Origin of the sequence: Arthrobacter parietis (genome assembly GCF_039530425.1) — a bacterium.
Classification (GTDB): domain Bacteria; phylum Actinomycetota; class Actinomycetes; order Actinomycetales; family Micrococcaceae; genus Arthrobacter_D; species Arthrobacter_D parietis.
This window is the reverse complement of the sequence record NZ_BAAAON010000001.1, coordinates 1,428,382-1,447,712: the sequence shown is the minus strand read 5'-3', so window position 1 is coordinate 1,447,712 and position 19,331 is coordinate 1,428,382. Positions and strand designations below refer to the sequence as shown.

Sequence of the window (19,331 nt, the reverse complement as noted above, 5' to 3'; positions counted from 1 at the left end):
CAGGATGGTCCGATAGATGTGGAGCACTATGTGGTGGAACTGGTTGAGATCCGGTGGAGCCACTCAAGGAAGAGCTTGAGTTCGGAACTGGACAGCTGATCGGAGTGCGATGACTGCAGTGCTGCATTCAACGCGATCGCAGCCACCACAACCGACGATTTTCCAGACGTTTCGTTCCCGTTCTGCTCCGCCTGATCCGAAGCCACCGCATAGATCATGGCGTCCCGGGTCATGGTGGACAGATCGAGGTTCCGGTCAACGGCAGCTTCTGCGATCAGCATGAGCGTTACTCCCACGTTGGCTGCCAGGATGCTCCTGGCCGCCTCCCGCGGCTGAACGCTCAACTGGCCGGCAGCAGCGGCCTTGTTCAGCATCTCCTCCATGAGCGCCTCGGCATCTGCAACGATGGCCGGGCGGCTTTCCGGGCGGATATTGCCGAACATCACCAAATAGAGCTCCGGCTGGTTGAGCCCGAATTGCACGTGGTTGTCCCACATCCGCCGGATGTCCACCAGCGGCTGTCCGGACGGGGCAAAATCTCTCTCGCCCGCCACATACTCTTCGAAACCAGCTGAAACCACCGCATCAAACAGGCCTTCTTTATCACCGAAATGGTGGTACAGGGTAGGCGCGCTCACCCCCGCCAGCTGGGTGATCTGGCGGGTGGAAACGGGAGCTCCAGCAGAGTTGGCCAACAGTTCTGCGGCTGCACGCAGCAGTCTCATCTTCGCCGGTGGCTGGCCTTCGAAACTCATGGCCGCTAGCCTAGCACCTATAGCAACGCTATATGAACTGCGTCACAACGAAAATGAGGACCTCCAGTGCAGAACTTTCAAGGAGTAGGCGTCAGCCCCGGTCGAGTGATCGGACCGGCCCGCCAGATGCCCAAACCCGTCAGTGAACCTCCGGCCGGGGAACAGCTTCCCGACGGCGTGAGCGTCGAGGAGGCAACGGCGGAGCTGAAACAGGCAGCAACGGCGGTCCACGACGAACTCAAGTCGCGTGCCGAGCGTGCCTCAGGTGACGGCAAGGCGGTCCTTGAGGCAACGGCGCTGATGGCCAGGGACACGATGTTGCTCAAAGGCGCCGGGAAGCTGATCGCGAAAGGCCTGTCCAACCAGCGGGCCGTCTGGGAATCGGCGGCCTCAGTGTCCGAGATGCTGCACAACCTCGGCGGGTACATGGCCGAACGCGCAACGGACGTCCTCGATGTCCGCGCCCGCATCGTCGCCGAGCTCCGCGGCCAGGCAGCACCCGGCATCCCCGCCTCCGCCACACCGTTTGTCCTCGTCGCCGAGGACCTTGCGCCGGCCGACACCGCCACGCTGGACCCCGCCGTTGTCCTCGCCCTCGTCACATCGGGCGGCGGCCCGCAGTCGCACACCGCCATCATTGCCCGCTCCCTCGGGCTGCCTGCCGTAGTGGCAGCACCCGGCGTCGACGACCTGCCCGACGGCGCGGAAGTGTACGTCGACGGCGCGGCCGGCACGCTTGTCGAGGAACCAGGGGATGCCGAACGGAGCGCGGCTGCCGCGTGGGAGGAAACAGCTTCACTGCTGGCTGACTTTGACGGCCAGGGCACGACGGCGGACGGTCATCTGGTGCCCCTCCTCGCCAATGTGGGCGGAGCGAAAGACGCTGTGGCTGCAGCCGAGCTTGGGGCCGAAGGAGTTGGCCTGTTCCGGACCGAGTTCTGTTTCCTTGAGCGGGACAGCGAGCCGACCGTCGATGAGCAGGCAGCTGCCTATCAGGGCGTCTTCGACGCTTTTCCCGGCAAGAAGGTTGTACTCCGTACCCTCGATGCCGGAGCGGACAAGCCGCTCCCCTTCCTCACGGACGCGACGGAGCCTAACCCGGCATTGGGGGTCCGCGGTTACCGCACGGACCTCACCTCCCCCGGCGTGCTGCAGCGGCAGCTCGAGGCAATTGCCCGCGCCGCTGAACAGTCGGAAGCAGACGTGTGGGTGATGGCACCCATGATCTCGACGGCGGACGAGGCTGCGAAGTTCGCCTCCATGTGTGCCGACGCCGGCCTGAAGACGCCCGGCGTGATGGTGGAAGTGCCGTCCGCTGCCCTGACCGCGGACGCCATCCTCCGCGAGGTGTCGTTCGCGAGCCTCGGCACCAACGACCTCACGCAGTACGCCATGGCGGCGGACCGCCAGCTTGGCCCCCTTGCAGCGCTCAACACACCCTGGCAGCCGGCCGTGCTGCGACTGGTCCGCCTTTCAGCCGAAGGCGCGGCAACCGAGGGCGCAGCCGCAGAACGTAACGCCAAACCGGTGGGAGTCTGCGGTGAGGCGGCAGCGGACCCTGCGCTCGCCGTCGTACTGGTGGGTCTGGGCGTCACCACGCTGTCCATGACCGCGCGGTCCCTGGCCGCGGTGGCAGCTGTGCTCAAGACCGTGACGTTGGCGCAGGCGCAGGAACTGGCAGAGCTTGCACTCTCCGCGCGCACCGCTGAAGATGCCCGGAGCGCCGTGCGGGGCAAGCTACCCGTATTGGAAGACCTCGGCCTCTGACCTGCCCGGCGCCCCGGTGACGGCCTTGACGCGGACCGTCGCCGGGGCATAGGACTCAGGTATCAGCTATTCGGATACGCGAGGAGAGACCATGAGCGAAAGCACGTCGGACAAGCCGCAGGAAATCGACGAGGACCTGCCGGGCAAGCCGCCGGTCGATCCGGATGTCCAGTCCGATCCCGCCGCCGACGCCAGCGATCAGGGCGACTGGACAGGCGAGGGTGGGGCAACGCCGTCGGGCGCGGCAACTGACGCGGCAGATGACGACCGCCCCACCAACGAGGAGGACGAGCAGGGCGGTCAGTGAGGCTTTTCGACGAGAGTCGGTGACATCACGGTGCCTCGGTGACCGCGATCATCCCCTGCGCACCCCGCTCGGCATCAGCGAGGGAATGATTGAGGAACATGTAGTTTCCAGGTTGGTCGAACTGAAGTTCCACGTAACCGCCCTGAGCCGGCGCAAGGTCGAGTGATTGGGCACCGCCCTGCTCCGGATTGTCCTTTCTCAAAAGGTAGGCGCCTTCCTTGAAGACGGTGTCGAACTGATCGCCGACGATGTGGAAGCTGGTACCGCGCGAAGGCCCGGCCGCCAACACCCACACGCGGACGCGTTCACCGGTCTCCGCCTGAAGCGGCTGGAACATGTACTGGTTGGCGTGTCCGTTCCATATGACGGCGTCCGGTTGCCCCGCAGCGATCGCCCTTACATCCACCGCACCGGAGCCGTCCTCAAGGTAGGCCTCCGACTGCACCAGGAGGTACTCGCGGTCGGCGGGTGGCAGGTTCGGCGGATCAATAATCACCGCACCGAACATCCCGGAGGCAATGTGGGCCGAGACAGGCGCGGTGGCGCAGTGGTACAGCCAGATGCCGGACCGCTCGGCGCGGAACCGGTAGACCAGGGATTCCCCGGGCGGGATGGAGCGCATGACTTCGTCAGGAGAGACCGCGCCCGCATGGAAGTCGATTGAATGCCCGATGCTCCCGTTGTTGACCAGCGTGATCTCGAAGGTGTCGCCGACCCTACCGCGCAGGGTTGGGCCGTTAACCTGCCCGTTGTAGGTCCACGCTTCCTGGAGAACCCCCGGAGCGATGGCGCGCTGCTCCTGCTTGATCTCGAAAGTGAAGCGGTGCACCGTGCCTGCCGGCGCCGGTTGGAGGGCCGCTTCGCGCGCCACAAAGCCGGGGCCGGGGTCCTCGCTGAGGTTGAGCGGCCCGCCGGTACCGCCGCTCCCGCCATGGCCGCCATGGTTGCTCTCGCCACCGTGGTTGGCCCCGGCTGCCGCAGCCGGATCATCGTTGGGGCCGCCAATCACGTTGACCTCGAACACCATCCCCATGCTCCGGTGCCCGACGACGGTGCACCAGCCGTCCGTGCCTGCCGTGATGAGGCCGGCGTCCAGGATGGCTGTTTCTCCCGGGCGGAGGCGCTCCGACCGTTCGCCCGTTTCGAGCGCGAGGTCGTGCACGGTGGTGGGATCATCATTGCTCAGTTCGATGACCAGCGTGTTCCCGGCAGGCACGTCCACGGACGCCGGGTGGAACTGCATGTCCCGCGCAGAAACCTTGACGCGGGTTTCTTCACCGGTTGCCTCTACCTCGGCGGTCCCGGCCCGGTGGGCCAGGTTCAGTCCAACCGCCGCCGGGTCCAGCATGATGCCCGCTCCTGCTCCCGCCAGGACGATCACGATGCCGGCCGCTGCCCCGGCCAGATGGCGTTGCGGAGCCGGAGGAGGCTCGATGGTCACCCGCACCGGGCGCCGGAGTCCGTTGGACCCATCCTGGTCGCGGAACGTCGCTTTCCGCGCAGCCACCGAGACCCTTACCGCGCGGACCATGAGCGGCAGGAAGGACACATAAGCGGCGAGAACCAGCGCTGAGGTAATCACCCTGACCCAACTGGCCTCACTGAACACGAAGATGAGCAGGCCGAAGTTGATGACTGCGATCCGCAGCATCGCGAAGCGGTTGGTTTCCTGCAGCGCGTTGCGGACAGCCACCGGACCGCCGCCCATAACGGTGGGCATCAGGAAGCTCATGGCGCCCAGGAGTACCTGGGCGGCGAAACCGGCAACCACCGGAACGGTGAGCAGGTGCAACCGCTCCGGGTCCGCCGGCCCGGTGACGATCAGGAGGAAGAGTCCCAGCAGTGAACCGGTGAGCCAGAACAGTCCCGCAGCCACAGAGAATGTGGAATAGTCGTTGGGCCGCTTCTGCAGGGCGCACTTGACGAAGTAGAACCCGGTGATCACTATGCCGTCGAGGTAGACGAGCACCCCCAGCGCAGCGGGAACGGCCCACCCAGCCAGCGCCCCAACGGTCGTCAACAGCGTCCCGGCGAGCATGGCCGCGAGACCCCAGCGCCCCGCGCGCGCAAGCCCGTCCACCATGCGGGTCCTCAGCATGGTCGGCCAGAGCGTCACCAGCGTTCCGATGACCGTGAGACCGACAAAGCCCAGCACATTCAGCGCCTGGTGAGCCAGCAGGAACCGCGCATGCGCGCGCTCATCGAGCCCGTACGCCAGAACTGCGCCGAAGGCAGCACCGACCGGCAGCAACAGCGCGGCTGCGATGTAGTACTTGATCGTTGACCCGAAGCGGGACGGCAGAGCCGTCCGCAGCTGTTGCATCAGGGACACTGCATGCCAGGTCACCATGGCTCCGATAACGACGGCGCCCACCAGCGTCAGCGCCCAGATGCCGGTCAGTACACCCGCAACAGTGGCTGCGATGCCGAGGTTCAGCAAACGGATGCGGAGCACCTGGATGTTCCGCTGCTCCTCGCCGAGCCGGTTCTTCAGCAAAGCCTCTGCGAAGTGCTGGCTCCAGATGAGGATGGAGTTCGTGACCATTCCCAGCACGAACATGTGGACCAGCAACCAGCGGGACTCCGGCACCCACCGGTGAACCAGCGCCAGCACTAGCAGCAGCACAAACCAGACCAGCACCGGCCTGCTGGCCTTCCGATGCCAGGACGCCCGTGCGGCCGGCAGCCGGCCCGTCGTCGTCGTCGTCGTCGTTCTCATAGTGCTTACCGCCGCTTCATGGTGCTAGCCGCCCACCGGATCAGTTGGCTGAATTCATCCAGAGGTCAGGACCGAAGACCTCGTAGTGGATGCGGTCGGCCGGGACCCCGGCGGCGAGCGCCTCCGCGCGGATGTTCTTCATGAAGGGAAGCGGACCGCACAGGTACACAGACGCGCCATCGGGAATGTCCAGCCCCTTCAGGGACATGAACCCGGGGTGTGCAGTGCCGGTCGGGTTCTCCAGCCATAGTGTCAGCCGGGCGCCGGTGAGTGCATCGACGTCGGCATTCATCTGGTCCTTCAACGCCCACTGGTCGAGGCTGCGCTCGGCATGGAGCACCAGGACCTCACGCTCAGAGCCGCGCTCCACCAGTGAGCGCAGGATGGACGCTGACGGAGTGCAGCCGATGCCTGCGGTGGCGAGCACCAGCGGCGCGTTCCCGTCAGCAAGAGTGACGTCACCATATGGGTTGGATACCTCGATCACGTCCCCGACAGCGACGTCGTTGTACAGGACCGGCGAAACCTCTCCGTTGTCATCGCGCTTCGTGGTGAAGACCCGCCGGCGGGAGCTGGTCTCCGCCGACAGCGAGTACTGGCGCACCTGACGGAGGCCGTCGGCCAACTGCACGCGGACGCTGACAAACTGACCGGGCTTGGCGAGGGTTACCGGCGTGTCATCCGCCGGCTCAAGCGTGAAGGTCATGGCCGCGGTTCCCGCCGGCTGCTTGGCGACGACGGTCCAGGAACTCCAGGGCTGAGTGTTGGCCTGTTCGGCGTAGAGCCCCTTTTCGATCTTGATAAGGGCGTGGGCCATGAGCCAGTACACCTCGCTCCAGGCAGCAGCGATCTCGCTGGTGATGACGTCGCTGAGCTCATGGGCGATTGCCTCAAACAGGTATTTGTAGACGACGTCGTACTGTTCGGGTGCGATTCCCAGGGAGGCATGTTTGTGTGCGATGCGCGAAAGCATCACCTCGGGGTAGGTGTCCGGGTTGCGGACCAGGTGCGCAGCGAATCCGGCAACGCTTCCGGCGAGCGCCTGTTGCTGGGAGCCGTTCTTCTGATTGGCCCGGCTGAACAGACCGTCCAGCAGTTCGGGATGCGCTGCGAAGAGGCGCCCATAGAAGTTCTTTGCGATGCCCGGCATGCGCTCTCCAACGAGCGGGAGGGTGGCTTCAATAATGGGAAAGGACTGGTCCGAGAGCATCGTTTTCTCCTGCGTAGAAGGGCTTACACAAGAAAAGTAGCATTTCTGATACCAGTTTTTGCAGGGATTTCTACACCACGTAGAAAGTTCCTTGAATTTGAGCTGTCAGGCCGACTTACGTGTGTGCAAAGTCACGAAGACCGGGCCCATCTGCTCCGTTCTAGGCAGTTCTGAAATGACGAGGTCATCCAGTTCCGAGTAGAAGGCCTCGCGTGCCCGGCGCAGTGCAGCGCGCAGCGAACAGCGATGGTTCAGCGGGCATCCGCCTGCGGCACTTTCACAGTCGACGACATCGGCACGGTCATCCAGCTGCCTGAGGAGCCAACCCACCGTGGCGTGCCGCCCGGCTTGGCTGAGGGTCACGCCCCCGCTGCGTCCCCGCGTAATGTCAACGAGTCCAAGCGTACGCAGACGCGCGATGGCCTTGCTGACGTGGTTGTAAGGAGTGCCGATGCCGTCCGCGATGTCCCGGGATGTGAGCAGGTCCCCTTCCGGGGCCGCCGACAGCAGCATGACTGCGCGCAGGCATACGTCTGCAAACGCGTTGATCCTCATGCTTTAAGTCTAGGTCAGCTAACAAAATCAATGCACCGCCACCCCATGCTCCGCGGGTCAGGACGGCGGCTGAGAGTTTTCGGGCTTGCCCTTCACCGCGAAGAGAGTGAAAAGGAGCGCAACCAGTGCTGTGACCGTGAGCAACATCAGCCCGATGAAGTAACTGTTGTCCTCGGCGTCGTAGGTGGCGCCCATAATCAATGGCGGAAAGTAGCCGCCCAAACCGCCCGCAGCGCTGACAATCCCTGCAACCGCACCTACCTTCTCCGGCGGAGACAGTACCCCCACCCATGCGAAGACGCCGCCCGCACCGAGACCGAGCGCCGCAGCCATTGCAAGGAAGGTCAGCCCCGCCGGCACCTCGCCGGCCGGCTTGAGGTTCACCACCCAGGCGAGGATGGCAACAGCGGCAAGGGAGGTGAGAACCACTGGTTTCGCCCCGATCCGGTCCGCCAGGATACCGCCCACCGGGCGAGCCAGCACCGCCGCGAGAGCAAAGCCCGCTGTGCGTGTTCCGGCCGCCGTGAGGTCGAACTCATAGATGTCCCGCAGGTAGGTGGGCAAGTAGGTCGAAAATGACACGAACCCGCCAAAGACCACGGCGTAGAGGAAACACATCCGCCACGTCACTCCCAGCCGGGCGGCGCCCAGGAGTTTCGCGGCGACTCCGGTTGACGGGACCGACGGTCTCGCAGGTGCCTCCTGCATGAAAAGCCACACCACGATGGCCGTGGCCACCAGCAGCCCGGCAATGAGAAGGTGCGTGGCAAGATAGCCGATCAGGTCCACGAGCCGCGGTGTGAAGAAGGCAGACAGTGCGGTTCCGCCCATGCCGGCACCGAAGACGCCGGTGGCGAATCCCCGCCTTTCGGGCTCGTACCAGGCGGAGACAAAAGGTATCCCGACGGCGAAGACGGTTCCGGCGATCCCCAGCAGGAACCCTGCCGCAATGAGGAGGAGATAGGAATTGATGGTTCCCCCCAGGGCCACCAGCAGGATCGGCGGGACGGCTGCGAGCAGTACGGCAGTGAACATGACCCTTCCGCCGTAACGGTCCGTGAGGACACCGACCACAATCCGCCCGACCGACCCCACCAGCACGGGCATCGCTACCAGTGCTGCCGTTGCGGAGGGGGCAAGGCCCAGCTGCGCAGTGTACGTGCCGCTGAGTGGTGCAATGACCGTCCACGCGAGGAAACCAACCACTGAGGCGAGCGTTGCCAGCGCCAGGTTGCGGGTCTTCCCCGGTGTATGGGTAGCCGGCGGAGTTGCGCTGGCCGGCGTCTGTGGACCCATCTCTTCCCCTCTGCCTCGTCCTTATCGCCTGCGGTTATCGCGGTCCGGTGTACCGACGGGCGCCCAGCCCCGACGCGAGGGTGAACTGCCCGAACCTCTGCGATCCCTCGACCTGTAGACGATGTAGGGCCGGAACAGGTAATGGAGGGGAGCAGTGAACGCATGCACCAGGCGGGTGAATGGCCAGATGACAAACAGCAGCATGCCCACCAGCGTGTGCAGGTGGAAGGAGAACGGAGCGGCCGCCATGGATGCAATGTCTGGTTGGAAAATGAAGAGGGAACGGAACCAGGGCGCTACCGTCTCACGGTAGTTGTGCCCGTGCCCGCCAAGGAAGACACTCGCCAGCGTGGTCCACAATCCGAAGACGATCGCGGCCGCGAGAACCACGTACATCATCTTGTCATTGCGTGTTGTCGCCATGAAGACAGGGCCTGTCTTACGGCGGCGGTAGATCAGGATCGCGATCCCGCCAAGAGTGCCGATTCCTGCAATCCCCCCGACGAAGAGCGCGTTGAAGTGATAGAAGTCCTGACTCATCCCCACTGCTTCGGTCCAGGACATGGGAATGACCAGACCAAAGAAGTGGCCGGCCACTACCGCCAGAATGCCGAAGTGAAACAGCGGTGATCCGATCCGCAGCAGCCGGGACTCGTACAGCTGCGAGGAGCGCGTCGTCCAGCCGAACTGGTCATAGCGGTACCTCCAAATGAGCCCGCCGATGAGCACCGCCATTGAGACGTACGGGGCAATTCCCCAGAGCAGGACGTCCATGGTCAACCTTTCGATGAACTCAGGGGGAGCAGGCGCGGATCATACGGATCGAGGCCCACGGATTCCGTCTGCGGCCCCTGTCTGGCCAGCCGCATGACGGCGTTGCGGTCCGCGGGTGACGGGCCGGGCAGGGTGTCGCACACTGCACGCACGAGGTCGGCGTGCGCCAGCTTGTCGTCCTCGAGAGCCAACCGGATCAGTTCGACGCTCGGGCGGAATCCCAGCAACAGATCCCTTCCTGCAGCCGGGTCCACCGTGGCTGCGAACTCAAGGACCATCGGCAGGTAGTCAGGCAATTCACCGTCCAGGTCCACCAACACCTCGCTGCGCCGGTACACCCGCTTGAATTCGCCCAGCACCTCGCCCCTGCGCCGGGTATCGCCGTCGGTCCAGTAGGACAGATGGAGCGAGTGCCGCCGGCTCAGGTCGAATTCCTGCACATACGTCGCCTGGACCTCGGGCAGTGCACTGGTCTCGAGCTGACGGAGGACGGACTCAAATGGTGCAAGCGCGCCGTCGTGCTCGGAGAGAGCCGCCCGGATCAGCGGGATCCGGCCGAGCAGCTCCTCATCGGGATAGGACAGGCACCAGGCCGCGGCGAGGTAGGTGACGGCCTCCCTTCCCTCGCGTCCCTCCTGCGTAGACCTCTTCGACGTCCAGCCGCCAAAGAGCTTGCTCATCGCCGTTCCTTCCCATCGGAGTGATCGTATTCCTGCGGATCATCGCGCGGCTGGTCAGGGAACATGCCCTCAGGCACTCCATTGCCGTCCCAATTCAGCAGATTGACCCGACCACGCAGCGTCTCCCGACCTCCGGGAGCGTCGGAGGTCTGCCGCTGCTGCAGCGCATTGAACGTTTCCACTGCGACCGGTGTCGGTACGCCGCTGGCCTCCCCGAAGGGGGAGTCCTGCATGCCGGGGCCGCCGTCGAAATCGAGGGAACATCCCAGCTCCTCGAGATCGTGTGCCTGCTCCACGTGGGCTTTCGGAATCACATAGCGTTCGTCGTACTTGGCGATAGCCATCAACCGGTACATCTCATACATCGTTTCGCCCTCCATCCCGACGGAAGCCGGAATGGAATCGTCCGGATCGTTGCCCAGGCTGATGCCGCGCAGATAGGAGCGCATGGCAGCGAGCTTCTTCAACACACCGGTAACCATCTCGGAATCGCCCGCGGTGAAAAGCTCGGCAAGGTACTCAACCGGAATGCGCAACTCGTCGATGGCGCCGAACAGGTTTCCGTGGTCTTCAGCGTCATGCCCCTGGTCGCGCAGCAGGTCAACAATCGGAGAGAGCGGCGGAACGTACCAGACCATTGGCATGGTGCGGTACTCCGGGTGCAGCGGAAGGGCTATCTTGTAGACTTTCGCGAGCGCGTAGACGGGCGAGCGCTGCGCGGCATCGATCCAGTCGTCCGGGATGTCCTGCTCGCGGGCAGCCGCAACCACGGCCGGGTCATTGGGATCCAGCAGTACGTCCAGCTGCGCCTGGTAAAGGTCCTTGTCATCCGGAACCGATGCCGCTTCGGTTACTTTGTCTGCGTCATACAGGAACAGGCCCAGATAGCGCAGGCGGCCAACACAAGTTTCCGAGCATACGGTGGGCAGTCCCACCTCGATCCTGGGGTAGCAGAACGTGCACTTCTCCGCCTTCCCGGTCTTGTGGTTGAAGTAGACCTTCTTGTACGGGCAGCCCGTGATGCACTGACGCCACCCGCGGCAGCGGTCCTGGTCAATCAGCACGATTCCGTCTTCCACCCGCTTGTAGATAGCGCCGGAGGGGCAGGAGGCCATGCAGGAGGGGTTGAGGCAGTGCTCGCAGATCCGCGGCAGGTAGAACATGAAGGTCTGCTCGAACTCGAACTTGATCTTGTCTGCGGACTCCTTTCGGACTTTCTCGACCATCGGGTCCAGATGGCCCATCTCCGTTGTGCCGGCCAGGTTGTCATCCCAGTTGGCGGACCAGGTCACCTTGGTGTCTTCCCCGGTGATGAGCGACTTCGGCCTGGCAACGGGGAAGTCGTCGCCGAGCGGGGCGTCCACGAGGTTCTTGTAGTCATACGTCCAGGGCTCGTAGTAGTCGGCCAGCTCAGGCTGCACGGGACTCGCGAAGAGCCCAAGCATCTTCTTCAGCCGCCCGCCGCCCTTCAGCTTCAGGCGGCCGCGCTTGTTCAACTCCCAACCCCCGCGCCATTTATCCTGGTCCTCGTAACGCCGGGGGTACCCCTGCCCGGGCCGGGTTTCAACATTGTTGAACCAGACATACTCGGTGCCCGCCCGGTTGGTCCAGGCCTGCTTGCAGGTCACCGAGCAGGTGTGACACCCGATGCACTTGTCCAGGTTCATCACCATGCCCATCTGAGCCATGACACGCATCAGTACTTCACCTCCTGTGAACGACGGCGGACCCTCGTAACCATGTCCCGCTGGTTTCCCGTTGGGCCCAGATAGTTGAAGGCGTAGGCGAGCTGGGCGTAGCCGCCGATCATGTGGGTCGGTTTAACCAGCAGCCTGGTGACCGAGTTGTGAATTCCGCCGCGCCGGCCGGTCGCCTCGGACTTCGGTACATCGATCGTCCGTTCCTGTGCGTGGTAGACAAAAACGACGCCGGACGGCATCCGGTGGCTGACGATCGCCCGGCCGACCAGTACGCCGTTGGTGTTGACGCACTCAACCCAGTCGTTGTCCTTCACCTCAATGGAGGCAGCGTCCGCAGGGCTCATCCAGACGGTCGGGCCGCCGCGTGAAAGCGAAAGCATCAGCAGGTTGTCCTGATACTCCGAGTGGATGGACCATTTCGAGTGGGGGGTGAGGTACCGTACCGTGATTTCCCTGGTGCCGTCGGGGCCCAGCTTCGGCTCACCGAACAGCCGGTTCATGTCGAGCGGCGGCCGGTAGATGGGCAGGGCCTCCCCGACGTCACGCATCCAGTCGTGATCCAGGAAGAAGTGCATGCGTCCCGTCAGTGTGTGCCAAGGCTTCAACCGTTCAACGTTGACGGTGAACGGAGCGTAACGGCGGCCCCCGGTCTCCGAGCCGGACCATTCCGGCGAGGTGATCACAGGAACCGGTCCTGCCTGCGTCTGGGCGAAGGTAATGCGTTTCTCCTCCGACCCCTCCGCCAGGTCCGCCAACTTCACTCCGGTGCGTTTCTCGAGGTCCTTGAAACCCTGGACGGCAAGCTCACCGTTTGTGGTTCCGGAGAACGCCAGGATTGCCTCAGCCATTTTCGAATCGGTGTCGATCGCCGGCCGGCCGTTGCCCGCGCCGCCCTGCATGACCCCGTTTGAGTGCCCCAGCCGGTCAACTTCCCGTTTGACACGGTAAGTGATGTTTTTGACGGTGAAGCCCAGCGTGTCGGCCAGCGGCCCCACGGACGCGAGCTTGTCGGCAATAGCGGTGTAGTCCCGCTCGACAATATGGAAATTGGGCATGTTCTGGCCGGGAACAGCCGGAATGTCCTCCCGGCGCCAATCACGCACCACACCTCCCGGCTGAGCAACCTGCCCGGGGGTGTCATGCTGCAGCGGCACACTCACCAGGTCTTTGCGCACACCGAGGTGCGTCTTGGCCTGGCGGGAAAACTCCCTGGCCAGCAGGTGGAAGGTCTCAAAATCCGACTTCGATTGCCACGGCGGGTCAATAGCCGGGGTGAAGGCGTGGACAAATGGGTGCATGTCGGTGGAGGAGAGATCGTGTTTCTCATACCAGGTTGCGGCGGGGAAGACGATGTCCGAGAGCAGCGTGCTCGACGTCATCCGGAAGTCCGCGGTGACCAATAGGTCCAGCTTCCCCTGCGGCGCTTCCTCATGCCACGTGACGTCCTCGGGAAGCTGGCCGCTGGAATGGTCCTCGCCCATCACGTTGTTGTGGGTCCCGAGCAGGTTGCGGAGAAAGTACTCGTTTCCCTTTGCCGAGCTTCCGAACAGATTGGACCGCCAGAGCATCAGGGTGCGCGGCCAGTTTTTCGGGGAGTCGACGTCCTCAATGGCGGGATTGAGCTTGCGGCTTTTCAGCTGATCCGCAATGTACGACGGCGCGTCGGCCACCTCACCGCGATCCACCGCGTCTTGGGCTTCCTCGGCCAGATCCAGCGGGTTCCGGTCGAACTGCGGGTAGAAGGGCATCCAGCCGAGCCGGTTGGACTGCGCCAGGGCATCGGCGGTGTGCATGCCGTCGAGGTTTCCGGTGGACAGCGGTGACTTCAGCGCGTCAGCGGAGTAGCCGTCCTGGCGCCACTGGTCAGTGTGCATGTACCAGTAACCCGTGCCGATCATGGTGCGCGGCGGCCGGGACCAGTCCAACGCGTTGGCCAGTGAGATCCATCCGGTGATCGGCCTGCATTTCTCCTGGCCGACGTAGTGGGCCCAACCGCCGCCGTTGCGGCCCATGCACCCGGTGAGCATCAGAAGCGACAACACTGCCCGGTAGGTTGCATCCCCGTGGAACCACTGGCAGATTCCCGCGCCCATGATGATCATCGAGCGGCCGTTGGACTGCTCGGCATTGCGGGCGAACTCGCGCGCCACCCGGATGCAGGCCTGCGCGGGGACGCTCGTGATCTCCTCCTGCCACGCCGGCGTGTAGGGAGTAGAAGCATCGTCGTAACTGCCCGCCCACTCCCCCGGCAGCCCCTCGCGGCCCACACCGTACTGGGCAAGCATGAGGTCGAACACCGTGGTGACGAGGTGCCCTTCGACCTCCAGAACGGGAACGCCGCGGCGCTGGACTCCCGCCTCGCCGGACGGGTCATCGAAGCGCGGCATGAGGATCTCGGCGCTGCCGGCACCGGAGGTTTCCAGCATGGACAGCGCGGGGTCAATCTCTCCCAGGTCGAGGTTCCACTTGCCCATGCCGCCGTCGTTGTAGCGGTGTCCCATGGTGCCGTTGGGGACGGCGACCCGGCCGGTCTTCTGGTCGAACAGGACCGTCTTGAACGCATCATCCTCGCCCGGAGCATGTGAGCTCAGATCCGCGGCGGTGAGGAATTTGGTCGGGACCAGTGCGCCGCCGTCGTGCTGTTCCAACCGGACAAGGAATGGCAGGTCCGTGAACTGGCGGACGTAGTTGCGGAAGAACGGGACCTCCCGGTCCACGAAGAACTCCTTGAGCATCACGTGGCCCATGCCCATGGCCAGCGCGGCGTCCGTGCCTGCCTGGGCAGGCAGCCACTCGTCGGCGAACTTGGTGTTGTCCGCGTAGTCGGGGCTCACCGAGACCACCTTGGTTCCGCGGTAACGCACCTCCGTCATCCAGTGCGCGTCCGGCGTACGGGTCACAGGTACGTTCGAGCCCCACATCATCAGGTAGGTCGCGTCCCACCAGTCGCCCGACTCCGGAACATCCGTCTGGTCACCGAACACCTGCGGGCTGGCCACCGGCAGGTCCGCGTACCAGTCGTAGAAGGACGTCATCACTCCGCCGATGAGCTGGATGAAGCGGTTACCCGCGGCGTGGGACACCATGGACATCGCGGGAATCGGCGAGAAGCCGGCCACCCGGTCCGGTCCGTGGGCTTTGATGGTGTGGACATGCGCAGCCGCGGCGATCTCGATTGCTTCCTGCCAGGGAATCCGGACGAGGCCGCCCTTGCCGCGGGCCTGCTGGTAGCGCCGCCGCCGGTCGGGATCGTTCACAATGTCTGCCCATGCCAGCACCGGGTCCTTCAGCCGGGCCTTTGCCTCCCGGTACATCTCAATGAGCACACCGCGTCCGTACGGGTAGCGGACCCGGGTTGGGGAATAGGTGTACCAGGAAAAGGCCGCTCCGCGCGGACAGCCGCGCGGTTCATATTCCGGGCTGTCGGGACCTACGGAAGGGTAGTCGGTCTGCTGCGATTCCCAGGTGATGATGCCGTCCTTGACGTACACCTTCCAGGAGCACGAGCCCGTGCAATTGACCCCGTGCGTGGAGCGGACCACTTTGTCATGGCTCCAGCGGTCCCGGTAGAAGATGTCGCCGCTTCTTCCGCCTTCCCTGAAAACCGCCCGGCCGTCATCGGTTTCTTCCCACTTGCTGAAGAAACGCCCCAGCTTCAACAACGCGTCAGAGGCCGTACCATCAAGCCCCGCACGAACAGGTCCCTGTGCCATAAAACTAACCTAGGCGAGGCAAGTATTACTGACCAGCGTTTCTCAGCTGTTTGGAATAAGTCAACGCAAATGTGTGGTATTTGCGGGCAACAAGTTCGATCGGGCGCATCAACATCGGGCGCACCAGCCTCCGGTTCTCGGCGGCCGAACGCACACCGTACATAATGGAAACCATGAGCGCCGAGACCGAACAATTCGTTGGACACATCGCCAGCCTGGGCACCACATCGGGAGTGCGCATCGTCATCGGCATGTGGGGCGCGTCCCCGTACGGTGCGTTCACCGACGTGATGGTGCAGAGCGCCGAAGGAACGCGCACGCTGCTCGCTCCGACGTCGGCCGTCGCCGACTACGTGTCCGGAGCCTATTCCTTCGACATTGTGCGCACCGTTCCGCTGACAGTCAGTATGGGAGAGGATTCGCTCGCCCTCGATGCCGGCCCGCTCAGTATCCGCGCGGAACTGGGTGAGTCAACCGTCGTCGGGCGTGTGCTCGGCCTGATTCCTACCATGATCGCCACCCATCCGCGCTGGCTGACTGCCATCAACCCCATCTCCAAAATCATCATGCCCGGCGTGCGCACAGCAGGTACCACGAAGGACGGCCGCCGGCAGTTCTACGGCGTCACCGGCGCCCGGGTCATCACCGCCGCAACGGCGTCGTGGGCGGGCGATCCACTCGGCGAGCTCACGAGCGTGCGTCCCCGCGTGCGGTTCGGGTTCAGCTCGGTGCCGAAGAAGCCGCAGGTGGTGGACGTAACGACGACGGTGCTGCCGCTCACCGAATCAACGGCAGTTTCCGGTACCTGACGCCGCTAGGCAGCTTCTGCCGCCACTTTGCTGCCGGGTGTGTTGCGTCCGCGCAGCGAGAGGCCCGCGGTCTCGGGAGTCTTGATGAGCGCGAGAGCTCCGATCACGCACGCGCCCATCATGTACATGGCCGGGACCAGATTGTTCCCGGTGCTTTCCACGAGTGCTCCGTTGACCACCGGGGCTGTTCCGCCGAACAGGGCAGTGGCGACGTTGTAGGTAATGGCAAAGCCGGCAAACCGTACGTGGGTGGGAAACAGGGATGGGAACATCGCCGAAATGGTCGCAAGCTGCGGCAGGTAGAGGAGTCCGAGGACCGCAAACGCCAGCAGTGCAAATCCGAACCCCAATCCCATGAGCATGTACATCGGCACTGCCAGGACAAACAGCCCGATCAGAGAGAACCACCACAGAGGCTTGCGTCCGACCCGGTCGGACAGTGCTCCAAAAAAGGGGATCAAGGCCATCAACACGACTTGTCCGATGAGCAGCAGGGTAAAAGTGGCGTCCGCGTCCATGTCGATCGTGACCTGAAGGTAGGTAGGCATGTACTGCAGGAACGTGTAGTTCACTACGTTGAGGGCGATTACGAGCCCTGACATCGAGAGGATCGGACGCCAGTACTTGGTCAGCAGGTCCTTCAGCGCCACCCCGGCTTTGGATTCGGTTTCGCCCTTCGACTCCGCCTCCCGGAAGACGGGAGTGTCCTCGAGCTTCTTGCGAAGGTACCAACCAACCGCTCCCATGGGACCCGCGATGAGGAACGGAATGCGCCAGCCCCAGTCGGCCATGGCGTCGGCGCCGATGATCAATTGGCACAACAGAGCGACCAGGCTGCCCAAGGCAAACCCCGCGAGCGTGCCGAACTCCAGGAAGCTGCCGTAGAAACCGCGTTTCCTGTCCGGGGAGTATTCAGCCATGAAGGTCGCCGCGCCACCATACTCACCGCCGGCAGAGAAGCCCTGAATCAACCTCAGCAGAACCAGCAGCGCCGGAGCGAGGAAGCCGGCGGCGTCATACGTTGGCAGCAGACCGATGCAGAAAGTGGAACCCGCCATCAACAGGATGGTCATCGCCAGCACGGACTTCCGTCCGATCTTGTCACCCAACGGACCCCAGAAGAACCCGCCGAATGGCCGCACCAGAAATGAGACGGCGAAGGTTCCCAGCGCCCAGACCGTTGCCTGGTCTCCCGGGAAGAAAATGGAACTGATGTACACCACCATCAGTCCGTAGATGCTGTAGTCGAACCACTCGACACCATTGCCGATCGCGGAGGCGCCGATCGCCTTCCGAAGTGTCCGTTTCCCTTCGGGAGTTTCGGAATCCGGAGTGGCGAATTCCCCTGCGTCCGTTGTGGGAGGTCCGGTTGTTCTCTCCTGCTCAGCCATGCGTCTCCTTCGTGTGGAGGCGCCCACGGCGCCCATGGGTCTCACAACGAAACTATGAGTTCGGCTGCGGGAGTGTCAAAGGGCGCCCACCACCAAGGGAACTTTTGGGCAGGTCCGGCGACTTGCCGACGTCGTCAGCTCACCAGACCTGCGCAAAAGTTCCTGTTCAAGGTGCGCCGGCTAGGAACCGGAAAGCTTCTCGCTTGCCTCCGGGTCCGATTCGCGCAGGAACTTCGCAATGCGCTCCGCCTCATCGATCTCACCGATCGAGGCCGCCGCACGGCCGAGCGCGTTCAGCGCGCGCAGGAAGCCGCGGTTCGGCTCATGCGAGTACGGCACCGGACCCGCTCCCCGCCACCCGTTCCGGCGGAGCGCATCCAGCCCGCGGTGGTAGCCGGTGCGTGCGTAGGCGTAGGACTCGATGGTGCGTCCGTCGCCATACGCCTCGTCGGCGAGGATGGCCCACAATAACGACGACGTCGGGTGCTTGGCTGCCAGATCGACAGCCTCGTCCCCTGCCGCCAGCCGGGACACAACATCCGGTTCCTCGGGAAGGAGCGTAGGCTCCGGGCCCAGGAGGTTCTTGCGGAACTCGTCCGACATCAGAGCTTCTTGCCCGCTGATCCAAGCGACTTGGCGGCCTCGACAACACGGGCTGCCAGGCCGGCTTCTGCGGACGCACCCCAGACGCGCGGATCATAGGTCTTCTTGTTGCCCACCTCGCCGTCGACCTTCAGGACGCCGTCGTAGTTCTTGAGCATGTGGTCCGCCACCGGGCGGGTGAAGGCGTACTGCGTATCCGTGTCGATGTTCATCTTGATCACGCCGTAGGAAACGGCGTCAGCGATTTCCTGGTCCGAGGAGCCGGAACCACCGTGGAACACGAGGTCGAAGGGCTTGTCCTTTCCGATCTTCTGACCCACCTGCTCCTGAATGTCCTTCAGGATTTCGGGGCGCAGCTTCACGCCGCCCGGCTTGTAGACTCCGTGTACGTTTCCGAAGGTCAGCGCAGTGATGTAACGGCCGTGCTCGCCGGCTCCGAGGGCGTCAATGGTTGCCATTGCGTCTTCCACCGTGGTGTAGAGCTTGTCATTGATCGCGTTTTCGACTCCGTCTTCCTCACCGCCAACGGTGCCGATTTCAACCTCGAGAATGATCTTCGCCGCAGCGGCGCGGGGCAGGATTTCCTTGGCGATCCGCAGGTTTTCCTCGAGCGTCTCGGCCGAACCGTCCCACATATGGGACTGGAAAAGCGGGTCTTCACCGCGCTTGACTGCTTCCTCCGATGCGGCCAGCAGCGGCAGCACGAAGTCGTCAAGCTTGTCCTTCGGGCAGTGGTCCGTGTGCAGCGCAATGTTGACGTCGTAGCTCTTGGCGACCTCGCGCGCAAAGGCTGCAAAGCCGAGGGATCCGGCAACCATGTTCTTGACGGAGGCGCCGGACCAGTAGGCTGCACCGCCCGTGGAAACCTGGATGATGCCGTCAGAGCCCGCTTCGGCGAAACCCCGAATGGCCGCATTCAACGTCTGGGAGGACGTTACGTTCACCGCCGGGTAGGCGAAGCCGCCGGCCTTGGCGCGGTCGATCATCTCGGCGTAACTGTCCGGTGTGGCGATGGGCATGGCAACTCCTCGTATGGGTTTCGGGCACTCAAG

The 19,331-nt window shown here is 63.9% G+C and carries 15 protein-coding genes; 3 read left to right on the top strand and 12 right to left on the bottom strand.

The window, feature by feature from the left end; translation table 11 throughout:
* Window positions 1–26: 26 nt before the first annotated feature.
* The gene (locus ABFX19_RS06875) at window positions 27–755 is read right to left on the bottom strand and encodes a TetR/AcrR family transcriptional regulator (RefSeq protein WP_346027874.1); all 729 of its coding nucleotides are present in this window, start codon (window positions 753–755) and stop codon (window positions 27–29) included.
* A 66-nt stretch (window positions 756–821) separates the two neighbouring features.
* On the opposite strand from ABFX19_RS06875, the gene ptsP reads away from it, so the two are divergent.
* A complete protein-coding gene (gene ptsP / locus ABFX19_RS06870; RefSeq protein WP_346027873.1) occupies window positions 822–2,522 on the top strand; it encodes a phosphoenolpyruvate--protein phosphotransferase in 1,701 nt (566 codons plus the stop codon).
* Between the two features lie 91 nt (window positions 2,523–2,613).
* Window positions 2,614–2,829, top strand: coding sequence for a hypothetical protein (locus tag ABFX19_RS06865; RefSeq protein ID WP_346027872.1), 216 nt, complete (start codon window positions 2,614–2,616; stop codon window positions 2,827–2,829).
* 25 nt (window positions 2,830–2,854) lie between these two features.
* On the opposite strand, the gene ABFX19_RS06860 is transcribed toward ABFX19_RS06865, so the two are convergent.
* The 8 genes from ABFX19_RS06860 to ABFX19_RS06825 all read right to left on the bottom strand — a co-directional run bounded on the left by ABFX19_RS06860 (window position 2,855) and on the right by ABFX19_RS06825 (window position 15,476).
* The gene (locus ABFX19_RS06860; protein ID WP_346027871.1) at window positions 2,855–5,548 is read right to left on the bottom strand and encodes a multicopper oxidase domain-containing protein; all 2,694 of its coding nucleotides are present in this window, start codon (window positions 5,546–5,548) and stop codon (window positions 2,855–2,857) included.
* A gap of 40 nt (window positions 5,549–5,588) precedes the next feature.
* Window positions 5,589–6,758: a globin domain-containing protein gene (locus tag ABFX19_RS06855; RefSeq protein ID WP_277357337.1), complete on the bottom strand. Its 1,170-nt coding sequence runs from the start codon at window positions 6,756–6,758 to the stop codon at window positions 5,589–5,591.
* A 105-nt stretch (window positions 6,759–6,863) separates the two neighbouring features.
* Window positions 6,864–7,313 carry an RrF2 family transcriptional regulator gene (locus ABFX19_RS06850; protein WP_056545952.1) on the bottom strand — a complete coding sequence of 150 codons (450 nt, stop codon included), beginning with the start codon at window positions 7,311–7,313 and terminating at the stop codon, window positions 6,864–6,866.
* A gap of 57 nt (window positions 7,314–7,370) precedes the next feature.
* Complete coding sequence (locus ABFX19_RS06845; RefSeq protein ID WP_056545950.1) at window positions 7,371–8,609, bottom strand: MFS transporter; 1,239 nt, start codon at window positions 8,607–8,609, stop codon at window positions 7,371–7,373.
* Between the two features lie 21 nt (window positions 8,610–8,630).
* Window positions 8,631–9,383 (bottom strand): respiratory nitrate reductase subunit gamma, encoded by a 753-nt coding sequence (gene narI, locus ABFX19_RS06840; protein WP_056545949.1) that lies wholly within the window; start codon window positions 9,381–9,383, stop codon window positions 8,631–8,633.
* A 2-nt stretch (window positions 9,384–9,385) separates the two neighbouring features.
* Entirely contained in the window at window positions 9,386–10,063 is a 678-nt protein-coding gene (gene narJ / locus ABFX19_RS06835; RefSeq protein ID WP_277357335.1) for a nitrate reductase molybdenum cofactor assembly chaperone, read from the bottom strand.
* The gene (narH, locus tag ABFX19_RS06830) at window positions 10,060–11,760 is read right to left on the bottom strand and encodes a nitrate reductase subunit beta (RefSeq protein WP_346027870.1); all 1,701 of its coding nucleotides are present in this window, start codon (window positions 11,758–11,760) and stop codon (window positions 10,060–10,062) included. Before narH ends, narJ begins: the two co-directional genes overlap by 4 nt.
* Entirely contained in the window at window positions 11,760–15,476 is a 3,717-nt protein-coding gene (locus ABFX19_RS06825) for a nitrate reductase subunit alpha (protein WP_346027869.1), read from the bottom strand. The genes narH and ABFX19_RS06825 overlap by 1 nt, the downstream gene beginning before the upstream one ends.
* A 173-nt stretch (window positions 15,477–15,649) precedes the next feature.
* On the opposite strand from ABFX19_RS06825, the gene ABFX19_RS06820 reads away from it, so the two are divergent.
* Window positions 15,650–16,285: a hypothetical protein gene (locus tag ABFX19_RS06820; protein ID WP_277357332.1), complete on the top strand. Its 636-nt coding sequence runs from the start codon at window positions 15,650–15,652 to the stop codon at window positions 16,283–16,285.
* 5 nt (window positions 16,286–16,290) lie between these two features.
* Here the strand turns inward: ABFX19_RS06820 and ABFX19_RS06815 are convergent, their stop codons facing one another.
* The 3 genes from ABFX19_RS06815 to fbaA form a co-directional block, all read right to left on the bottom strand.
* On the bottom strand, window positions 16,291–17,676 hold the full coding sequence (locus ABFX19_RS06815; protein ID WP_346027868.1) for an MFS transporter: 1,386 nt from the start codon (window positions 17,674–17,676) through the stop codon (window positions 16,291–16,293).
* Between the two features lie 180 nt (window positions 17,677–17,856).
* Window positions 17,857–18,279, bottom strand: a complete 423-nt coding sequence (locus ABFX19_RS06810) for a DUF3151 domain-containing protein (protein WP_056545938.1) — start codon at window positions 18,277–18,279, stop codon at window positions 17,857–17,859.
* Complete coding sequence (fbaA, locus tag ABFX19_RS06805) at window positions 18,279–19,298, bottom strand: class II fructose-bisphosphate aldolase (protein WP_277357329.1); 1,020 nt, start codon at window positions 19,296–19,298, stop codon at window positions 18,279–18,281. Before fbaA ends, ABFX19_RS06810 begins: the two co-directional genes overlap by 1 nt.
* Window positions 19,299–19,331: the final 33 nt, after the last annotated feature.